The sequence below is a fragment of the Sphingopyxis sp. Geo48 genome, from assembly GCF_949769155.1.
In the GTDB taxonomy this organism is placed as follows: Bacteria; Pseudomonadota; Alphaproteobacteria; order Sphingomonadales; family Sphingomonadaceae; genus Sphingopyxis.
This window is the reverse complement of the sequence record NZ_CATKPA010000002.1, coordinates 894,561-914,361: the sequence shown is the minus strand read 5'-3', so window position 1 is coordinate 914,361 and position 19,801 is coordinate 894,561. Positions and strand designations below refer to the sequence as shown.

Annotated in this window: 20 protein-coding genes and 1 other RNA gene; 10 read left to right on the top strand and 11 right to left on the bottom strand. The window is 64.9% G+C overall.

From position 1 onward, the window contains the following. The first annotated feature begins 1 nt into the window (after position 1). The 3 genes from carB to QOL79_RS11145 all read left to right on the top strand — a co-directional run bounded on the left by carB (position 2) and on the right by QOL79_RS11145 (position 4,557). The gene (gene carB / locus QOL79_RS11155) at positions 2–3,322 is read left to right on the top strand and encodes a carbamoyl-phosphate synthase large subunit (RefSeq protein WP_283419625.1); all 3,321 of its coding nucleotides are present in this window, start codon (positions 2–4) and stop codon (positions 3,320–3,322) included. Positions 3,323–3,419: 97 nt separating this feature from the next. Beyond that, positions 3,420–3,896: a transcription elongation factor GreA gene (greA, locus tag QOL79_RS11150; protein ID WP_058453940.1), complete on the top strand. Its 477-nt coding sequence runs from the start codon at positions 3,420–3,422 to the stop codon at positions 3,894–3,896. Between the two features lie 25 nt (positions 3,897–3,921). Continuing rightward, positions 3,922–4,557 carry a rhomboid family intramembrane serine protease gene (locus QOL79_RS11145; protein WP_283419624.1) on the top strand — a complete coding sequence of 212 codons (636 nt, stop codon included), beginning with the start codon at positions 3,922–3,924 and terminating at the stop codon, positions 4,555–4,557. Here QOL79_RS11145 and QOL79_RS11140 read toward each other — a convergent pair. The 5 genes from QOL79_RS11140 to QOL79_RS11120 form a co-directional block, all read right to left on the bottom strand. Continuing rightward, entirely contained in the window at positions 4,554–5,096 is a 543-nt protein-coding gene (locus tag QOL79_RS11140) for an NUDIX hydrolase (RefSeq protein WP_058453938.1), read from the bottom strand. The genes QOL79_RS11145 and QOL79_RS11140 overlap by 4 nt on opposite strands. A gap of 123 nt (positions 5,097–5,219) precedes the next feature. Beyond that, positions 5,220–5,900 (bottom strand): TPM domain-containing protein, encoded by a 681-nt coding sequence (locus tag QOL79_RS11135; protein WP_283419623.1) that lies wholly within the window; start codon positions 5,898–5,900, stop codon positions 5,220–5,222. A 12-nt stretch (positions 5,901–5,912) separates the two neighbouring features. Beyond that, complete coding sequence (locus QOL79_RS11130; protein WP_283419622.1) at positions 5,913–6,728, bottom strand: TPM domain-containing protein; 816 nt, start codon at positions 6,726–6,728, stop codon at positions 5,913–5,915. Continuing rightward, positions 6,725–7,249: a TPM domain-containing protein gene (locus QOL79_RS11125; RefSeq protein ID WP_283419621.1), complete on the bottom strand. Its 525-nt coding sequence runs from the start codon at positions 7,247–7,249 to the stop codon at positions 6,725–6,727. The genes QOL79_RS11130 and QOL79_RS11125 overlap by 4 nt, the downstream gene beginning before the upstream one ends. Position 7,250: 1 nt before the next feature. Then, positions 7,251–7,853 carry a LemA family protein gene (locus QOL79_RS11120; RefSeq protein WP_058453934.1) on the bottom strand — a complete coding sequence of 201 codons (603 nt, stop codon included), beginning with the start codon at positions 7,851–7,853 and terminating at the stop codon, positions 7,251–7,253. Positions 7,854–7,971: 118 nt separating this feature from the next. On the opposite strand from QOL79_RS11120, the gene mscL reads away from it, so the two are divergent. Together mscL and ssrA are read left to right on the top strand one after the other, a co-directional pair. Next, a complete protein-coding gene (gene mscL, locus QOL79_RS11115; RefSeq protein ID WP_283419620.1) occupies positions 7,972–8,415 on the top strand; it encodes a large conductance mechanosensitive channel protein MscL in 444 nt (147 codons plus the stop codon). A 9-nt stretch (positions 8,416–8,424) separates the two neighbouring features. After that, positions 8,425–8,780, top strand: a transfer-messenger RNA (tmRNA) gene (gene ssrA / locus QOL79_RS11110). A 49-nt stretch (positions 8,781–8,829) separates the two neighbouring features. Here ssrA and QOL79_RS11105 read toward each other — a convergent pair. After that, positions 8,830–9,216 carry a winged helix-turn-helix transcriptional regulator gene (locus tag QOL79_RS11105; protein ID WP_283419619.1) on the bottom strand — a complete coding sequence of 129 codons (387 nt, stop codon included), beginning with the start codon at positions 9,214–9,216 and terminating at the stop codon, positions 8,830–8,832. A gap of 148 nt (positions 9,217–9,364) precedes the next feature. On the opposite strand from QOL79_RS11105, the gene QOL79_RS11100 reads away from it, so the two are divergent. Continuing rightward, positions 9,365–10,369, top strand: coding sequence for an NADPH:quinone reductase (locus QOL79_RS11100; protein ID WP_283419618.1), 1,005 nt, complete (start codon positions 9,365–9,367; stop codon positions 10,367–10,369). Positions 10,370–10,374: 5 nt separating this feature from the next. Here QOL79_RS11100 and QOL79_RS11095 read toward each other — a convergent pair whose 3' ends face one another. Further along, the gene (locus tag QOL79_RS11095; protein ID WP_204994130.1) at positions 10,375–10,785 is read right to left on the bottom strand and encodes a MerR family transcriptional regulator; all 411 of its coding nucleotides are present in this window, start codon (positions 10,783–10,785) and stop codon (positions 10,375–10,377) included. Between the two features lie 66 nt (positions 10,786–10,851). Here QOL79_RS11095 and QOL79_RS11090 point away from each other — a divergent pair, with 66 nt between their 5' ends. The 4 genes from QOL79_RS11090 (at position 10,852) to QOL79_RS11075 (ending at position 15,811) form a co-directional block, all read left to right on the top strand. Next, positions 10,852–11,484 carry a cation efflux transmembrane domain-containing protein gene (locus QOL79_RS11090; RefSeq protein ID WP_283419617.1) on the top strand — a complete coding sequence of 211 codons (633 nt, stop codon included), beginning with the start codon at positions 10,852–10,854 and terminating at the stop codon, positions 11,482–11,484. A gap of 132 nt (positions 11,485–11,616) precedes the next feature. After that, a complete protein-coding gene (locus QOL79_RS11085) occupies positions 11,617–13,299 on the top strand; it encodes an efflux MFS transporter permease (protein WP_058454147.1) in 1,683 nt (560 codons plus the stop codon). After that, on the top strand, positions 13,296–14,453 hold the full coding sequence (locus QOL79_RS11080) for an HlyD family secretion protein (protein ID WP_283419616.1): 1,158 nt from the start codon (positions 13,296–13,298) through the stop codon (positions 14,451–14,453). Before QOL79_RS11085 ends, QOL79_RS11080 begins: the two co-directional genes overlap by 4 nt. Continuing rightward, positions 14,450–15,811 (top strand): efflux transporter outer membrane subunit, encoded by a 1,362-nt coding sequence (locus QOL79_RS11075; protein ID WP_058453927.1) that lies wholly within the window; start codon positions 14,450–14,452, stop codon positions 15,809–15,811. Before QOL79_RS11080 ends, QOL79_RS11075 begins: the two co-directional genes overlap by 4 nt. A 30-nt stretch (positions 15,812–15,841) precedes the next feature. On the opposite strand, the gene QOL79_RS11070 is transcribed toward QOL79_RS11075, so the two are convergent. The 4 genes from QOL79_RS11070 to QOL79_RS11055 form a co-directional block, all read right to left on the bottom strand. Beyond that, positions 15,842–16,858 carry a cell wall hydrolase gene (locus QOL79_RS11070; protein ID WP_283419615.1) on the bottom strand — a complete coding sequence of 339 codons (1,017 nt, stop codon included), beginning with the start codon at positions 16,856–16,858 and terminating at the stop codon, positions 15,842–15,844. A 99-nt stretch (positions 16,859–16,957) separates the two neighbouring features. After that, positions 16,958–17,635, bottom strand: a complete 678-nt coding sequence (locus QOL79_RS11065; protein WP_282947527.1) for a PEPxxWA-CTERM sorting domain-containing protein — start codon at positions 17,633–17,635, stop codon at positions 16,958–16,960. Between the two features lie 21 nt (positions 17,636–17,656). After that, positions 17,657–18,295 carry a PEPxxWA-CTERM sorting domain-containing protein gene (locus QOL79_RS11060; protein ID WP_283419614.1) on the bottom strand — a complete coding sequence of 213 codons (639 nt, stop codon included), beginning with the start codon at positions 18,293–18,295 and terminating at the stop codon, positions 17,657–17,659. Between the two features lie 718 nt (positions 18,296–19,013). After that, positions 19,014–19,799 (bottom strand): CpsD/CapB family tyrosine-protein kinase, encoded by a 786-nt coding sequence (locus QOL79_RS11055; RefSeq protein WP_058453923.1) that lies wholly within the window; start codon positions 19,797–19,799, stop codon positions 19,014–19,016. Positions 19,800–19,801: the final 2 nt, after the last annotated feature.

Genomic DNA, 19,801 nt, shown 5'->3' with positions numbered 1-19,801 from the left:
CATGCCCAAAAGAACCGACATAAAATCCATCCTCGTCATCGGCGCCGGCCCGATCGTTATCGGTCAGGCGTGCGAGTTCGACTATTCGGGGACGCAGGCGATCAAGGCTTTGAAGGAGGAGGGCTATCGCATCGTCCTCGTCAACTCCAACCCCGCGACGATCATGACCGATCCCGACCTCGCCGACGCCACTTATGTCGAGCCGATCACGCCCGAGATCGTCGCGAAGATCATTGCGAAGGAGCGCCCCGATGCGGTGCTGCCGACGATGGGCGGGCAGACCGCGCTCAACACCGCGCTCGCGCTGTTCAACGACGGAACGCTGGCGAAATATGGCGTCGAGATGATCGGCGCCGATGCCGAGGCGATCGACAAGGCCGAGGACCGGCAGAAATTCCGCGACGCGATGGACAAGATCGGGCTGGAAAGCGCGCGCAGCGGCGTCGCACATACGGTCGACGAGGCGTTCGCGGTGCTCGAACGCACCGGCCTGCCGTCGATCATTCGCCCGTCGTTCACGCTCGGCGGGACGGGCGGCGGCATCGCGTATAACCGCGAGGAGTTCGAGCATATCGTCCGCGGCGGCCTGATCGCCTCGCCGACCACCGAAGTCCTGATCGAGGAGTCGCTTCTCGGTTGGAAGGAATATGAGATGGAGGTGGTGCGCGACCGCAAGGACAATTGCATCATCATCTGCTCGATCGAGAATGTCGATCCGATGGGCGTCCATACCGGCGATTCCATCACCGTCGCGCCGGCGCTGACGCTGACCGACAAGGAATATCAGATCATGCGCAACGCGAGCATCGCGGTGCTGCGTGAAATCGGTGTCGAAACAGGCGGTTCGAACGTGCAGTTCGCGGTCAATCCGAAGGATGGCCGCCTGATCGTGATCGAGATGAACCCGCGCGTATCGCGTTCGTCGGCGCTGGCGTCGAAGGCGACGGGCTTCCCGATCGCCAAGGTCGCGGCGAAGCTCGCGGTCGGCTACACGCTCGACGAGATCATGAACGACATCACCGGGGTGACCCCGGCGTCGTTCGAGCCGACGATCGACTATGTCGTCACCAAGATCCCGCGCTTTGCCTTCGAGAAGTTCAAGGGCGCCGAGGCGACGCTCTCGACCGCGATGAAGTCGGTCGGCGAGGTGATGGCGATCGGGCGCACGATCCATGAATCGATGCAGAAGGCACTGCGCGGGCTCGAAACCGGCCTCAGCGGCTTCAACTTCGTCGACCGGCTGGTTGGTGCGAGCCACGAGCAACTCAAGAGCGAGCTCGCGAAGCGCACGCCCGACCGCCTGCTCAACACCGCGCAGGCGATCCGCGAGGGCCTGCCGCTCGCGGACATCAACCGCATCGCGGGCTACGACATGTGGTTCCTCGAACGCATCGCGGAGATCGTCGAGGCCGAGAACGAGGTGATGGCGAACGGCCTGCCGCGCGACACCGAAGGGATGCGCAAGCTCAAGGCCATGGGCTTCTCCGACAAGCGGCTAGCCTATCTGGCGCTGCAATCGGCGAACCTGCGCCCCGGTACGCGCCGCGCGACCGCGCATGGCAGCGGGCTGATCCACGAGGCCGTCAAGGCGATGACCGGCGGCGTGACCGAGGCCGAGGTGCGCGCGCTCCGCCACAAGCTCGGCGTCCGCCCGGTTTACAAGACGATCGATACCTGCGCCGCCGAATTCCAGGCCCAGACGCCCTATCTCTATTCGACCTATGAAGCCCCGACCTTTGGCGAGCCCGAGAATGAGGCGAACCCGAGCGACCGCAGGAAGGTCGTTATCCTCGGTGGCGGCCCGAACCGCATCGGGCAGGGGATCGAGTTCGATTATTGCTGTTGCCACGCGTGCTTCGCATTGGAAGAGGCGGGCTATGAGACGATCATGGTCAACTGCAACCCGGAGACGGTGAGCACCGACTATGACACGTCGGACCGCCTCTATTTCGAGCCGCTGACCGCTGAGGATGTGCTCGAAATCCTCAACGTCGAGATGTCGAAGGGCGAGCTTGTCGGGGTGATCGTCCAGTTCGGCGGCCAGACGCCGCTGAAGCTCGCGCAGGCGCTGGCCGAAGCGGGAATCCCGATCCTCGGCACCTCGCCCGACGCGATCGACCTCGCCGAAGACCGCGAGCGCTTCGCGGCGCTGGTCAACAAGCTGAAGCTCAAGCAGCCCGAGAATGGTATCGCGCGCAGCCGCGAGGAAGCCGTCGCGGTCGCGGCGCGCATCGGGTATCCGGTGCTGACGCGGCCTTCCTATGTGCTGGGCGGGCGCGCGATGGAGATCGTCGACGATCAGGCGCAGCTCGAAAATTATATCGAGACCGCGGTGCAGGTGTCGGGCGATTCGCCGGTGCTGATCGACCGCTATCTGCGCGACGCGATCGAGGTCGACGTCGATGCGCTGTGCGACGGGACCGATGTTGTGGTCGCGGGCGTGCTCCAGCACATCGAGGAAGCCGGGGTCCATTCGGGTGACAGCGCCTGCTCGATCCCGCCCTACAGCCTTCCGCCGCATATCGTCGCCGAAATCGAGCGCCAGGCCGATGCGCTGGCGCGCGCGCTGGGCGTTCGCGGCCTGATGAACATCCAGTTCGCGGTCAAGGACGAGGATGTGTATCTCATCGAGGTCAATCCGCGTGCCAGCCGCACCGTGCCCTTCGTCGCCAAGGCCGTTGGCTCGCCGATCGCCAAGATCGCGGCGCGCGTGATGGCGGGCGAGAAGCTCGCCGACCTGCCGAAGATCAATCGCGACATCGCGCATGTCGCGGTCAAGGAAGCGGTCTTCCCCTTCGCGCGCTTCCCCGGCACCGACCCTGTCCTGTCACCGGAAATGAAGTCCACCGGCGAAGTCATGGGAATCGATCGCAATTTTAACCTTGCATTCGCCAAGGCACAGCTCGGCGCGGGCGACCGCCTCCCCACGGAGGGGCGCCTGTTCGTGTCGGTGAAGAACAGCGACAAGCCGCGCATCGTCGGTGCGGTGAAGCAGCTCCGCGCCTGGGGCTGGAAGGTGATCGCGACCGGCGGCACCGCCGACTATCTCGCGCAGCAGGGTATCGAGGTGGAACGCGTCAACAAGGTCGCCGAGGGGCGGCCGCATATCGTCGACCGGATCAAGGACGGCGACGTGCAGCTGATTTTCAACACGACCGAGGGCTGGCAGTCGCTGCAGGATTCGCAATCGATCCGCGCCTCGGCGCTGGCCGCCGACATCGCCTATTATACCACCGCTGCGGCGAGCGATGCCGCGACGCAGGCGATCGGGGCGCTGCGCGCGCATAGTCTTGAAGTAAAGCCGCTTCAGGACTATTATTGAGGGTACCGCTCCACCTCCCCGACATTACGGAAACAGCGGCTCAGCCGCTCGGCGCTCAACCGCCGAGGCAGGATTATTGACGAAGGACAACAGGATAATGGCAAGCGTTGAAAAGGTTCCGATGCTGCAGGAAGGCTATGAGAAGCTGAGCACCCAGCTCGCGGCTCTGAAGGCCGAGCGACCCCTGATCGTCGATGCGATCGAGGAAGCGCGCGCGCATGGCGACCTTTCGGAAAATGCCGAATATCACGCCGCGAAGGAACGTCAGGGTCAGGTCGAAGCCTCGATCGGCGACCTTGAGGATCGTCTGTCGCGCGCCCAGATCATCGACCCCACGACGCTGTCGGGCGACCGCATCGTCTTCGGCGCGACCGTCACGCTCGCCGACGAGGATGACAAGCCGGTGCGCTACCAGATCGTCGGCCAGGCCGAGGCGGACGCGAAGGACGGCAAGATCAGCTACAACTCGCCGCTCGGCCGCGCGCTGATCGGCCGCAAGGTCGACGACGAGGTCGAAGTGACCGTGCCGTCGGGCGATAAATATTATCTGGTGACGAAGATCGAGTTCGTCTGAGCCGGGGGCGAACGGAGCCAAGGCGATGAAGCCGCAAGATGCGCCGCTGGTCACGGGCTACGCGCTCGCGTGTGTCGTCGTCTTTCTCCTGACCTGGGTCAGCGGATATCAGCTCGACTCATTCATCCGTGCCGGCTTCATTCCCGCGCGGTTCGGCAGCGAGCTGATCGCGTCGCCGGGCACGATGGTGCCCTTTATCCTGACGCCGCTGACCTCGGCCTTCCTGCATGCGGGTTGGCTCCACCTGATCTTCAACTTGATCATCCTGCTGTTCATCGGCCGCCAGCTGGAAGCGCCGCTGGGCGCGAAGGCGATGGGGGTGTTGCTCGTCGTCGGGGCTTATGCCGGCGCATTTGCGCAATATCTGGCCGATCCCGCATCGGCCGTGCCGATGATCGGGGCCAGCGGTGCGATTTCGGCGCTGATTGCGGTGTTCGCGCTGATCTTCAGTCGGTCGCAGACGAAGGCGATCGGGCCGATCCCTGCGCATTGGGTGCGCGCGCTGTGGCTCGCGCTGGCGTGGATCGGGTTGCAATTGCTCCTCGGTCTCAGCGGCGGCGGCGATTTCGGCGCGATTGCAATCTGGGCGCATGTCGGCGGCTTCCTCGCTGGCCTGCTCCTCGCGCGTCCGCTGCTGCGCTGGCGCTTCGGGGGGCGTTAGGCGAGCAGCCCGCCCGCCAGCAGCATCGCGACGCGCACGTCGATCCCGCACCCTTCGGCGCGTTTCGCCGCGACGAAATCCTCGATCCCGTCCAGCGGCACCCGGTGGACGATGATATCCTCGCCATCGACGCCGCCGCCTTGGCCGACCTTCGTCAGGCCGGTCGCGACGAGCAGCGTGAAGCTTTCGCTGACCATCCCCGGCGAGCTGAAGAATTCGCCAACCGTGCGCCAGTTTGCGGCGCGATAGCCCGTTTCCTCCTCAAGTTCGCGCTCGGCTGCAGTTTCCGCCGCCTCGCCGCTGGCGTCGTCGCCGACAAGCCCCGCGGGCAGCTCGAGGCACTGGACCTTCAACGGCACGCGATATTGCTCGACCAATATGATGTGGCGCCCGTCCGCGGCTTCGTCGATGGCAAGGATCACCGCCGCGTGGATGCCGCGCGAGCGCGACACATATTCCCACGTTCCTTGCTGCTTGACGGTGATGAAGCGGCCTTCCCACCGCGTCTCGATGGGGGTGTCGGGGGAGGGGCGGGTCATATCTTATCCTGTCGTCATTGCGAGCGAAGCGGTGCCGGAGGCGGCCGGTAGGCCAACCAATCCAGAGCGGTGTGCGCCGTTCTGGATTGCCATGCGGCTTTGCCGCTCGCAATGACGAAGGAATTAAAGCTCGATCAGCCGGTCGGGCAGTTCGTTCGGATTCTCGCTGCCGCGCGGAAAATGTGCGGCGAGCACGACGCCCATCTGGCGCACCGCCTCGGCCATGCCTTCGCCGGGCTTGCCCGCGCGCACGCGGTCGATGAGCGCCACCATCGCATCGCCCCAGACCTCGGGCGAGACCTTCGCCGCGATCGCCTCGTCGGCGACGATGTCGGCGCGATGCTCGCGCAGGCTGACGTAGAGGAGGACGCCGGTGCGTCCGAGCGTCTTTGCCTCTGTCCCGACCTTGAACAGGTCGATCGCGCGCGCACGGACGCGGGCCGCAAGGATCGCGCGCGGGGTCAGCCAGATGCGCAAGGGGCGCCACAGCAGGATCAGCCACATCCCGATCCACTTCAGGACGCCCACAGCGATCACTGTCCCGAGCCATTGATTGGCGGTTAGTTCATGCCCCCAACCGCCGGTCAGGCGATCGTAAAGCCCCCGGTAGAATTCGGGAAACAGCGCGATCACCGACATGGCAAGGAAAGCGATGACGCTCGCCCAGACCAGTGCGACATCGTCATAATCGTTCGACTGCGCCGCGATGACGGTGACGATCTCGCCGCTCGTCTGATCCTCGGCCGCGGCAACCGCGGCTGTGACGAGGTCGTGATCGGCGGCGCTGACGTGACTGACTTTCATGGCTCCGTTCCCCTACCAGCCGCCCGAGGCACCGCCGCCGCCGAAGCTGCCGCCGCCGCCCGAAAAGCCGCCGCCACCGCCCCAGCTCGACCCGCCGCCGCTGCCCCATGAGGAGCCTCCCGAAGAGCCGCCGCCCCAGTCGTCGCCACCCCAGATGATGATCGGACCGCCGCCCCATGGACGGTTTCGGCGATGCTTCCTGCCGCGCCGCCCGAAGGCGGAGAGCATCGGCAGGATGAAGAAGAAAAAGACGATGAAGCCGATGAAGATCAGCCCGCCGATGTCGCCGTCGTCGGCGCGGTCGCGCTCGGCCCGGTCGGCCGCGGCGGCCTGCGCGGCGGCTTCCTCGGGCGGGAGCTGGATCTGCTGCGCGATCGCGTTGACGCCGGCCTGGATGCCGCCCGGAAGGTCGCCGTCCTTGAACTTCGGCGTCACGACGTCGCGGATGATCCGGCCCGATAGCGCGTCGGTCAGCACGGGTTCCAGGCCCAAGCCGACTTCGATCCGCATCTTCCGTTCGTTCGGAGCGATGAGGAATACGACTCCGTCGTCCTTCTCCTTGTCGCCGATGCCCCAGTCGCGGCCGAGGCGATAGCCGTAGTCGGCGATGTCATAGCCTTCGAGACTGTTCACGGTCGCGACAACGAACTGGTGGCCCGTCGTCTTTTCGACCTGTTCAAGCTGGATGTTGAGATCGGCTTCTTGGGCGGCCGGAATGATATCGGCCTGATCGACGACCCGGCCGGTCAGCTTGGGGAAGGTCTGCGCGGTCGCGGGGGCCGCCAGCAACGACAGGCCCAGCGCCCAGCCGAGCAAAAGCGATCTCATTGCGGATCTCCGGTCTGTGCCGCGATGGCATCGATACCTGCCGACAGGCCGCCGGCATAGTCGCGATCCCCGAAGCGCGGCGTCATCTGGCGGACGACGGCGAGGGCTTCTTCGTCGGTCAGCATCTGTTCCATTCCACTACCCGTCGCGATGCGCATCTGCCTCTCGTTCGGTGCGACGAGGATCACGACACCGTCGTCCTGATCCTTGCGCCCGATACCCCAGCGATTGCCGAGGCAGGTCCCGAAATTGTCGACGCGCGCACCGTGCAGGTCGGGCACCGTTGCAATGACCATCTGATGTTTCGTGCGCTGTTCGTAACGGGCCAGCCGATCGGACAAGCGTGCCTCCTCTTCGGCGGTCAATATGTCCGCGGCATCGGTTACGCGACCGGCCATCTTCACCGGCGGGACGCCGTCGCACGTCGCTGTCTCGCCGGCGGCAGCAGACTCCTGCGCCGCCTTGCATCCGCCCGCGACGGCAAGGATCGCGAGCGGGAAGGCAAGGGCGGCGGCGCGCACCTTATTGACCGAAGTCGACCTTCGGCGCCTGGTTCGCGTTCGGGCTGACCGCTTTGTACGGCGTCATCGGCTTTGCGCCATGGACGATCTTGGCCCCGATGATGTCAGGGAAGGTGCGGATCGTCGTGTTATAATCCTGCACCGCGGCGTTATAGTCCTGAATCGAGATGTTGATCCGGTTCTCGGTGCCCTCGAGCTGGGTCATCAGATCGGCGAAGCGCGCCTGGCTCTTGAGATCGGGATATTGCTCGACGGTGACCAGCAGGCGGCCGAGCGCGCTCGACACATTGCCCTGCGCCTGCTGGAAGGCCTGTACCTTCGCGGGATCCTCAAGGTCGTCGGCGGTCAGCTTGACCTGCGTCGCCGACGCGCGCGCCTGGATGACGCCTTCGAGTGTCGATTGCTCGATCTTCGCGGCGCCCTTTGCGGTTTCGACGAGGTTGGGGATCAGGTCGGCGCGGCGCTGGTACGCCGCTTCGACATTGGCCCATTTGGCCTTCGCGGCCTCTTCCTTGGTGGGAACGCTGTTGATACCGCAGGCGGAAAGCGACAGTGCGGCAACCGGGACAATCAGCCAGCGGGCGGAACGATAGGTCATGGTCATCAATGCTCCCTCGCGCGGCGTTTTGCCGCAACAACACACATAATAGGATCGCGCTTGCCTTTGTGCAATCACCGCGGCACGTTCGGGACGCAAGATCGACGATCCGGGGAGCCGCAACATGTTGAGCGAATTCAGGGAATTTATCGCCAAGGGCAATGTCATGGACCTCGCGGTCGGCGTCATCATCGGCGGCGCCTTTGCGACGATCACGACCTCGCTGACCGCCGACCTGATCATGCCGCTGGTCGGCTGGATTTTCGGCGGGGTCGATTTCTCGAGCAAGTTCATCCTGCTCGGCAGCATCCCCGAAGGCATCGCAGCGACCGACTATGCGGCGCTCAAGAAGGCCGGCGTCGCGATGATCGGCTATGGCGCCTTCCTAACCGCGGTCATCAACTTCCTCATTCTCGCTTTCGTCATTTTCCTGCTGGTCAAGTGGGTGAACAAGGTGATGCGCCGCGGACCCGATGCGCCGGCCGGCCCGAGCGAGGTCGACCTACTCACCGAAATCCGGGACGAACTGCGGAAAAATAGGGGTTTGAGCCCGATTCAGGACGAATGACCCGCCTGCGCTCTTCCAAAGCGCGGGCGGGTTTCCTATATGGGTTGTGCCGGTTTCGACCGGCTATGAGGATAAATGGTGTCGTGGAATAGACACAGCGGACCCGGGGGCAGTACCCGGCGGCTCCACCACAAACCCACGCTCTCCCAGAGGGATCGAGGGTTTCTGACGGGGCCGAACCAGGATCGACGTGTGTTCAAAGACGATGTTTTCTTCCGGGCTGAGTAACCCGTTCAAGGCTCAAACCTATAAGTGCTAACGATAACGAAGCACTCGCTCTGGCTGCGTAACCGATAAGCCTCACGGCCTAAGGTTATTCAAATAGAACGCGGTTCGGACCGAACCGGGCAACAGAATCGGATACCAGCGGCTGGGGACGAGCCGGGCAACAGAATCGTCCCACCTTTCCCTCAATTACGCTGGCTCTGCGCCCTCGCATGGCTGCGCCGCGACGCCGCTTTCGTCGAGGCCCGCCTGGAAGTCGGCACCCCACGATCGCATGCTCAGCAGCACGGGCTTCAGCGAATGGCCGAGCGGCGTTAGTTCATATTCGACGCGCGGCGGCACCTCGGGATAGACAGTCCGTGCGACGATGCCGTCCGCCTCCAGTTCGCGAAGCTGCAGCGTGATCATCCGCTGCGTCGCATTCGGCGTCAGGCGGCAGAGCGCGTTGAAGCGCAGGCGGCCGCCGAGCAGGTGGAACAGCAGCACAGGCTTCCACACACCGCCGATCACCGACAGCGTCGCCTCGACGCTGCAACCCGTGCGCCCGGCGCGACGACGGACCGACCGTGTTTTCAAATTTTCTTCAATATTTTCAGTAATACTTACATTCATGATCGTACATGTCCAAAATGTGCGTACTTATGAATTTGTAGATAGCGGCCTATATTGATTCGGGCAACGGGCGCGTCCGCTGCGCCTGTGGAAACCGAACGAGGATAATGCCGTGGAACAATCCGTCATGAAGGCCGCCTGGTACGAGCGAAAGGGAAGCGCCGAAGAGGTGCTCGTCGTCGGCGAGCAGCCCATTCCCGTTGCTGCGCCGGGCGAATTGCTCATTCGCGTGCGCGCCTCGGGCGTGAACCCATCGGACACCAAGGCGCGGCAGGGCGCGCGCGGACGCACCGACATGCCCTATCCGCTGGTTATTCCGCATCAGGATGGCGCGGGCGAAGTCGTCGCGGCCGGATCGGCCGAAGACGGCGACTGGATCGGCAAGCGCGTCTGGTTCTACGAAGCGCAGCTGGGCCGGGCGCTCGGCGCCGCCGCCGAATTTGTCGCGCTGCCGGTGCGGCAGGTCTCGATCCTGCCCGACAACGCCTCGTTCGAAGAAGGCGCCAGCCTCGGAGTGCCCGCGATGACCGCGCACCGCAGCGTCTTTGCCGATGGTCCGGTCGTGGGGAAAACCGTTTTCGTCTCGGGCGGCGCGGGCGCGGTCGGCCGTTATGCAATTCAGTTCGCCAAGCTTGGCGGCGCGACGGTGATCGCGAGCGTGAGCCGCGACGAGCAGGCGGATTCGGCAAGGGCGGCGGGCGCCGACTTCATCGTCAACCGCAAGACCGACGACATCGTCGCGCGCGTTCGCGAGATCACGGGGCGGGAGCGCGGCGTCGATCGTTTCGTCGAAGTCGCTTTCGGTGCGAACCTCGATGTCATCATGAGCCTGCTCGCGCCGCGCGGCGTCGTCGCGACCTATGCGTCGGACGCGGTTCCGGAACCCGCACTGCCGTTCTGGCCGCTCGTCATGCTCGACGCGACGGTTCGTTTCGTGCTCGTCTATGTCATGGATGCCACGGCCCACGCCGACGCGGCGCAGGCGATCGGCGAGGCGCTGGCCGCGGGCAAGCTCTCGCACAATATTGCGGCGCGCTATCCGCTCGAGCGGATCGTCGATGCTCATCGGGCGCAAGAAGCGGGAACGACCGTCGGCAAGATCATCGTGACCCCCTGACCGGGCTAATGCGCGCGGCTGCACTGTCCATGGTCGCCGAGCGCCTCGATCACCCGGCAATCGCCGGCGAGGCCGCCTCGGCACCGGCCGACGATGCGGGTCAGTTCGTCGCGCAACGCCGAGAGTTGGTCGATCTTCGCCTCGACCTGTTCCAGATGCGCAGACGCGATGCGGTCCGCCTCGCCGCAATCGCGGTCCGGGTGGTCGGAAAGGTCGAGCAGTGACCGGATTTCCTCGATCGTAAAGCCGAGGTCGCGCGAGTGACGCACGAAACTGAGCCGCGTTCGGTGCGCGTCACCATAGCTGCGATAATTCGCATTGGTTCGCAGCGGGGCGGGGAGGAGTCCGATCCGCTCGTAATAGCGGATGGTCTCGATGTTGGTGCCGGTGGCCCTCGACAGTTCGCCGATTTTCATTGCTTGACCCTGTAGTTGCTACAGGGTGCATATGGGATGCCGAATCGAAGAACCAAGAGGTTTCGCATGGCCGACCAATGTTGCGCAGGAAAAAGCGGCAAGACCGCGCTGAACGATCCCAAGTGGCGCCGCATCCTGTGGATTGCGCTGATCATCAACGCTGCGATGTTCGGGGTCGAGATCGTCGCGGGCGTCGCCGCCGATTCGCGGGCGCTCCAGGCGGACGCGCTCGATTTCCTGGGCGATGCGGCCAATTATGCGATCAGTCTGGGCGTCGCGGCCATGGCGCTGGCGTGGCGTGCCCGCGCAGCGCTGCTCAAGGCTGCGACGATGCTCGCTTTCGGACTTTGGGTGCTTGGCGCGGCGGTGTGGGGCTTTGTCGCCGGCACCGCGCCGCAGGCCGAGACGATGGGAATCATCGGTGCGCTGGCGCTGGCATCGAACGTTGCTGTCGCGCTGATGCTCTATCGCTATCGGACGGGCGATGCGAATATGCGCTCGGTCTGGATATGCTCGCGCAACGATGCGATCGGGAACCTTGCCGTCCTCGCGGCGGCGCTCGGTGTGTTGGGAACGGGGCAGGGCTGGCCTGACCTTGCGGTCGCGGCGATCATGGCAGCGCTGGCGATATGGGGCAGCGTCGACGTGTTCCGCCACGCGCGCGGCGATCTCGGCCGCGCCGCAACCGAAGCGGCTTAACGCCGAGATCGAGATAGGATTTTCTGCCCTTTGCCAATGCGGTCTTCGCGCATATTGTGCGGCGCAGAATGGCAACGGGGCTTGAACTGACCTATAGAAATGCAGCGCCCCGTCCGTCGCGGGTCGACCGGCGTGGCTGATCCAGCCGTACCCGTCGCTCCGCCCGCGGAATATGTGCTGAAGCCGCACGAGCGGCCGCTGATACCAGGATCGCCAGCCAATCCGGACCACCCCAAAGGACGCCGGATCGCCTATTTCGCGATCGGCATCTATTTGGGGCTGGTGGCGGGGCTGACCAACGGCCTGCTTCTCGCCAATCTGCTTGTCTTGCAGGGGAATATGGCGCTGACGCCGGTCGATACCGGCTGGGTGACGGTGGCCTACAACCTGACCAACGCCTGCATGAGCATATTGCTATTCAAGGTTCGCCAGCATTTCGGAATACAGCGCTTCGTGCGCGCAACGATGCTGGCCTTGGTCGTCGCCAATTTCGTGCAGCTCTTCGATGCGGGCTATCAGGTCGAGCTTGTCTCGCGCGCGATCTCCGGGATCGCCGCGAGCGGGCTGGTGACGCTTGCGATTTTCTACATGATGCAAAGCCTGCCGGGTCCGCAAAAGTTGATCGCACTCGTCCTTGGCATTGGCGTCGTTCAGATTGGACTGCCGCTCGCCCGGGCGATCTCTCCGATCCTTGTGTACGATGGCGATATCGGAAACCTGTTCGCGTTGCAGTTCGGCCTTTCGCTCGTCACCGTCGGCCTCGTCAACATCCTGCCGCTTCCGCAAGGGGTGAAAGTGCGCGCCTTCGGGCTGCTCGATATGATCAGCTTTCCCTTGCTTGCCGTCGGGGTCGGCCTGCTTTGCAGTTTCTTGGTGCAGGGGCGCATCATCTGGTGGCCGACGCCGTGGTTGGGCACCTTGCTGGCGCCCGCGGTGCTGCTGATCGGTGCCGCCTTGCTGATCGAGCATAACCGCGAGAAGCCGATGCTCGAGACGCGCTGGATGGCGAGCAGCGACCTGCTGAAGCTGGCGTTGGCCGGTGCGTTCATTCGCGTCGTTCTGTCGGAGCAGAATTTCGGCGCGACCGGGCTGTTGACGTCGCTCGGCTATGTCAACGACCAGCTCGTGACCTTCTATGCCATAACGGCCCTGGCGGCTTTGGCCGGGGTATTCGTGCCGCTGGTCGGGCTCAATCCCACCGATCTTCGCATCTCGACCCTGATATCGCTGGCGATCATCGCGGTGGCGGCTTTCGCCGACACACGGACGGGACTGATGTCGCGGCCGTCCGATTTCTACCTGACGCAGGCAGCGATCGCCTTCGCGTCGGTCTATTTCATCGGACCCATGCTGATGGAGGGTTTCCTGCGCGCCTTGACGCGCGGGCCGTCCTATATTGTCAGCTTTCTGGCGCTGTTCAATCTTTCGCAGACGATCGGCGGGCTCGCGGGGACGGCGGCGCTGTCGGCCTTTTTCACTGTCCGCGCGAAGGCACATCTGACGACGCTGGGGCAGGGGCTCGCAACGGACGATCCCGCGCTGGTGCAGGCGCTCGCCTATCTGTCGAGCGGCCTGAACGGCTCGATCGGCGATCCGGCGCTGCGGTCGGCGGTCGCCGGACGCAATGCGGTTCAGGAAGCCGTGCGTCAGGCGGGTGTCCTCGCCTATAATGACGTATTCTTCCTGATCGGCTGTGGTGCCGCGCTCGGCTTCGTGATCATGCTGGTTCGCTGGCTGCGCGATCGACGGCGCGGCTACAGCCCGCTCGCAGCGGACCTGTCCATCCTCCAGCAGATGTTGGCGCAAAGAAAATGACCGACGACAAGAAACCGGCACCCGCAACCGAACAAACGCCGCCTCCCGCGCCCCCCGCGCCGGCTGAAGCAGCGCCGGCCGAGCCCGCACCGCCGCAAGGCGGTGGCGGTTGGCGGCCCGACCGTTCGCGATCGCAGATCATCCTGTTCAGCGGGCTGATCCTGCTCGGCGCGCTGGCGGTCCTCTATGCCTGGGGATTGCCGCCGTTCCGGCCCGACAGCCAGACCACGGACAATGCCTATGTTCGCGGCCAGACGACGATCATCTCGCCGCAGGTCGGCGGCTATGTGACGCAGGTGCTGGTGCAGGATTTCGAGCGCGTCGCGGCGGGGCAGATCCTCGTTCGGATCGACGACCGCATCTATCGCGAGCGCGTTGCGCAGGGCGCGGCGAACATCGCGGCGCAGAATGCGAGCCTCAGCAACAGCGAGCAGAGCGAACGTTCGGCCGAGGCGCAGGTGCGCCTGCAGGATGCGGCGGTGGCCAATGCCGGCGCGCAGCTCCAGCGCGCGCAGGCCGACATGCGCCGCGTCAACGAACTCGTCGACGCCGGATCGGTGTCGCTGCGCGAGCGCGACCAGACGCTCGCGGCGCTCCGGCAGGCCGAAGCCGCGGTACGGCAGGCGCAGGCGCAGCGGCAGATCGCGCTCGAGCAGGTGCGCTCGGTCACCGTCGGGCGCGGCGGGCTGAAAGCCGGTGTCCAGAATGCCGAGGCGACCCGCGGCCTTGCCGACATCGATCTGGAGCGCACGGTGATCCGGGCGCCGCGCGCCGGCCGGCTGAGCGAGGTCGCGGTCCGCGTCGGACAACTCGTGAACCCCGGCACCCAGCTCATGTATCTGGTGCCGGAAACGCATTGGGTCGTCGCCAATTTCAAGGAGGCGCAGACCGCGAGCATCCGGGTCGGGCAAAAGGCGCATTTCCGGGTCGATGCGCTCGGCGGGGTCGAGCTCAAGGGGACGGTCGAAAGTGTCGCCCCGGCGGCGGGGAGCGAGTTCAGCATCATCAAGCCTGACACCGGATCGGGCAATTTCGTGAAGGTGCCGCAGCGGATCGCGGTGCGCATCCGCATTGATCCCGGACAGCCGCTCGCCAAGCGGCTCGGGCCCGGCATGTCGGTGATCGCGACGGTCGAAACGGACGGCGGGCGGTGAGACGCGCGGCGCTGTTGCTGCCGCTGCTGATCGCGGGGTGCGCCCCGGCCATCAGTCCGCGGCCCGAGGCGAGCGTCGTTGCGCCGCCCGCCGACTGGCGCACGTCGCTGCCTGCCGAGGGCACGGTCGAGCGCGAATGGTGGGCACGGTTCGGCGACCCGCAGCTTTCTGCGCTGGTCGAGCAGGCGCGCGCGAACAATACGGACCTCGCCATCGCCGCGGCGCGCGTGGCCGAGGCGCGCGCGCAGGAACGCGTCGCACGCTCGCTGCTGCTGCCCAGCCTGTCGGCAAGCGTGCCGGGGTCGGAGGCGCGCACGGTCAACGCGTTTGGCCAGCCGAGCGAAAGCACCTCGGCGCAGCCGACATTCCAGGCGGCTTATGAGGTCGATCTGTTCGGCGTCAACGCGGCGCGGCACGATGCCGCGCGTGCCAGCGCCGCCGCCTTGGCCGCCGCGCAAGAAGCGGCGACGCTGTCGGTCAGCGCGACGGCGGCGAGCGGCTACATCACCTTGCTCGCGCTCGACGATCGCCTCAAGGTGCTTAGGGAAACGCTCGTCCAGCGCGGCGAGGCGCTGCGCATCGCGCGCGACCGCGCCGAGGCGGGCTATACGTCGGAGCTCGAACTCCGTCAGTCCGAAGCCGAATACCGCGCCGCCGAACAGCAAATCCCGACAATCGAAGCGGCGATTGCGCGGCAGGAAAATGCGCTGTCGTTGCTCGTCGGCGATACCCCGCACGCAATAACGCGCGGGGCCGATTTCGATGCGCTGGCGACCCCCGTCGTGCCGGCGGTCGTGCCGTCGGACCTTGTGCGCCGCCGTCCCGACATCGCGCAGGCCGAATATTCGCTCGCCGCAACCGACGCCAATCTGCGCGCCGCGCGCGGGCAATTCCTGCCGCAGATCCGCCTGTCGGCATCGGGCGGCGCGGCGATCTCGTCTCTGCTCAGCGATCCGATCACCATCTGGTCGATCGGCGGCAGCATCCTCGCCCCTATCTTCTCGGGCGGGCGGCTGGAGGGGCAGTTCGATGCTGCGACCGCACAGCGCGACCAGGCCGCATTCGCCTATCGCAAGGCGGTCCTGACCGCGTTTCGCGAGGTCGAGGACCAGCTTGCATTGATCGACCGGCTGGGCGCGCAGGAACAAGCCTTGCTTGCACAGCGCGCCGCGGTCGCCGAAGTGCTCCGCCACGCGACGAACCGCTACCGCGCCGGTTATTCGCCCTATCTGGAGCAAATCGATGCGCAGCGAGCGCTGCTATCGGTCGATCTCGCGCTGATTCAGCTGCGCGCCGATCGGCTGACCTCCTATGTCGCGCTCTATCAAGCCCTGGGCGGGGGCACGGCCCAGCCGTGAGGCAGCGCTGCGCGCGGAAGGCGGCGGCGCTCAGCGATTGAGGCGCGGCGCCTGATCCTCGAGGAGCCGGTGTTCGGATGCGTCGCTCTTGAGCCTGGAGTCGGTCGGCGCCAGCTCGCTGCCTCTCTTGCCGAGGACCGGTTGGGCCGCGGAACTGAGTTCGCCTCTCGGCGGTGCGATCAGTCCCGTCTGGACGGCGGGCACCGAGGCCGCGGCATCGCCGTCCGCGATCGCAGGGTCGAGCGGGAGCGCGCCGGAGGTCTCGAGCAGATAGCCCGACAGGCTCGTGACCGCCGACGCCGGAAGCAGCTCGGCATTGGCATAGGGGTTGACGAACGCGCTGCGCGTGCCGCTGCGGCCGCTCCATCGGTAGAAAATATGCGATCCGACGGTGCGCAGCTTGGTGAGATTGGCGCTCCAGTAGGGAACCACCCAAAGCGTATGATAATGCGTCGCGAGGCCGACGCTGGGTTCGACATAGCCGGATAGCGCCGCCGCCGCGACGGCGCGCGCGCGCGCCCAGCCGCTCGCCGAGGGGCGCCGGTTCAGCGAACCGTCACAGGTGAAGGTGAACTGGCAACCGGTCTTGCGCTGCGAGCCCTGAAAGACGACCCCGCAGACCGAATTGGGGTAGGCGGGGTGGCGCATCCGGTTGAGGACGACCTGCGCGACCGCGCGCTGACCGGTCAGCGTTTCGGACGCCGCCTCGTAGTAAACCGCCGCGGTCAGGCAATCGACCGCCGACAATTTGGTGTTCATCTGGGTCGACGGCAGGTTCAGTGCGAACGGCCGCGCGGCCACCAGCGGCTCGTCGGATTGCGGCACCGCCGCGTTGATCTGTTCGGCGGTTTGCGCGTCGATGCCCGGGCGGAAGCGGAAAGCTTCGGGCTCGGGGGCGGGACGTGCAGCCGTTTCGCGCCGGGACGGGGAATCGACCGACGACCGGTGCGGCAGCGAGAGCGACAGATAGATGGCATAAAGCGCCGCAAGCATCAGCAACCCGCTTGCGCCGAGCAGGGCAGGAAGTCGCAGGGATCGCTGCTTCATCTGCACGTCAACCACTCTCTTTCGACCCAAGCCTGAAGCAAAAAGGGCCGGCCATCAAGGCCGACCCTTCTTTGCCCAAGAAGCTGGCCGCGGTCGAGTTCAGGCGAACTGGAACCGGACCTGCGTTTTCTGGCGGCGGCGCATCGAGAAACCGACCGCGCCGAAACCGAGGAGCATCAGCATCCACGTGCCCGGTTCCGGGACCGCCGAGAAGACCGCCGAAACGCGGAGGCCCGCCGGGTTCGAGCCCGGACCGCTGGTGCCCGAGTCGTTCTGGACGAGGAACGAAAGCGTGTTCGCGCCAGCGAGGAGGTTCGTGCTGATGTTCAGCGGAACGCCGGTGCCGCCACCGAACTGCGAAGCGCTGCTGCCGTTGTTGTAGATCGCAATGCCGTTGAGCAGGATCTGGGTGACGCGATTGTCAGACCAGAAATTGCCCGTCAGCGTCGCTGCGGTCGCGATCTGGCTGAGGGTGAAAACGGTCGAATAGGTCGCCGTCCCGACGGGCTGATTGAGCGTGCCGTCACCATTGGGGGTGATCCAGCGCGCGCCATCGACATTGCCATTCTGGCCGGCAGCGGCACCGCCGCTGTACCAGTTCAGGTGAATGTTCGAAGGCGTTACGGCGGCAGAGCCATTGATAAGCCAGTTGAGGCCCGTTTCCGCCGGCGTGCCGGTCTTGACGTCGACCGTGGTCGCGGCGTTGGCCGTGGTTGCCGACAGCGTCACCGCGGTAAGCGTCAACGCCAAAGCAAGGCTGTTCTTGATCATGGTCATCCCCAATCTTCCAAACTGATTTCAGGCAAAATTTACGCGCAGGTTCCGGCGGCGGCGCATCGAGAAGCCGACCGCGCCGATGCCGAGAAGCATGAGCATCCACGTCCCGGGTTCAGGCACGCCGGGCGCGTCGAGCAGCAGGTAGCTCGGATTTCGGCTGTTCCCGACGTTCTGGACGGTGGCGTTGATCGAGTAGAAACCGCTGGTGGGCGCGGTGAAGCTGACCTTCGTCCACGGACCCGCGGTGCCGGCACCGACCGAACTGACCGACTGGCTGAACAATGTCGTTCCGGACAGGTTCGAGAAATCGAAGATGCCGAGACCGCCGAAGTCGTTGAAGTTTGATTCGGTGGTCGCGAAGGCGACCATGAAGCTAATCGTTTCGCCCTGCGTCATCGAGAAGAGCTGCGTCAGCAGGGTCGGAATGCCCTGAATGCCTGCGGCGATGACCGCGAACTGCGAGCCTTCCCGCGGCGTGTAGCCGCCGAACGACGATACGGTCGCGACGCGCAGCGGGTTGAGGGTGAACCATCCGGTCGGCGCGCCAAGGCCGACCGGGCCAGCTTCGAAGCCTGCGTTGACGATCGTCGATGCGGATGCGGCCTGCGGGGCCGACAAGGATGCAAGGGCAGCCGCAGCCGCCAGCAGAAATTTCTTCACTTTACCCCCACTTTGGTTTCCGAGACCCCAAGCATCGGGGGTGATCCCCGAAGGCGAGCACCGTCCCTCGACAGCACCCGATCCCGATTGAACGCGAAGCCGCGCCCGTCGGGCCAAAAGGACTCGTCGCCGGAAGCCCCATTGGGTGTGCTTCCAGCGCAAATTCCGACCCGAACTGCACGATATTCTCAGCAAGTCTGCTGCTTGCTTCCGCATTTGGGTTACTGTGATTTGCTAAAGTTTGTCAATGTGTTGTTATGATCTGTAATGACCATGGACAGATTCCCGCCGTTGGCGCTTTCGAGCGTCAAAAGGGCGGTTCGTCCTATAATACTGATTCTAAAGGGAAAAAAATTTGGCTAGCCCGGGGCGGCGGTGTGATCGGAGCCGGATGGTCGCAAGTGTGTTCCATAGTGAAACATCATCGCCGCGAATGGTAATGCCGCCGAAATGAGGTGTAACCCGCTGTTGCTGCTTTATTTTGTAAAGTACGGAATCCCGTCCGTTTGACGGAATTCCGCGCAAGAGCGGTGGCCGACCGGCGCGGGCTCAGATACTTCGCCGAGGCGCGCGAGGGTGGCGGGCTCGTCGTGCCGAATTTGGCCGGGCGAAAGAGCGGTAGCCCGTTTTGGCGCAGTTTGGACGAGAATCGGGACCAATAGGCAACGCAGCGACTAAGCCACCAGTCGCCGGGTTCGTCGGCTGCGCCTGCCTTTATTCAGCTATTGTAATAGCTGTCGTACTTCCCGCCATATCCATAAGGATCGCCATTGCCGCCGGTGAAGCGATTGAACACGGTCCCCAGCAGCGGCGTCGGATGGATCAGTTGCATCGCGCCCTGGAGCTGCTTCTTCGTCGTCACGCCCTGTTCGATGACGAGCAGCACCCCATCGAGCTTCTCTGCCACCAGAATGGCATCGTCGTTTGCGAACACGGGCGGAAGGTCGAAGATGACGATGGCGTCGTCGCCGAGCGCGCGCGCGCGCGCCACCAGATCATCGAGCCGTTCGCTGACCATCAGTTCGGCCGAATTCACCGGAGCCGCGAGGGTCGGATAGACGACAAGATTGCTCTCGCCGATGCGCCGTCCGATCTGCCGCAGTTCGATCTCGTCGCCGATAAGGAATTCGGTGATACCTTCGGGCACATCGAGGCCGAAGATCCGGGCGATCGTTGCGCGCCGCAGATCGAGGTCGATGAGAAAGGTTCGCTTGTTCGGCAGCTGCCCGATCGACGCAGCAAGGTTGGAGGCGACGAACGACTTGCCGGCATGGGGCGCCGGCGATGTGATGCCGACGAGCCGGCCGCCGCTTTCCGCCAGCTTCTTGATCAATTGGGTCCGGAGCAGGTTGAACGAGCGCGAGCGGGGATCCTTGGATTCGAAGCCGACCAGCTTTTCGCTGAGCTCTAGGTCGCGCGCATCGGGTACTTCGCCGATTCCCGGAAGGCCCGCTATGAGCGGTGTGCCCCCGAGAGGTTGTGGAAGGTTGGGAAAGCTGTTCATCG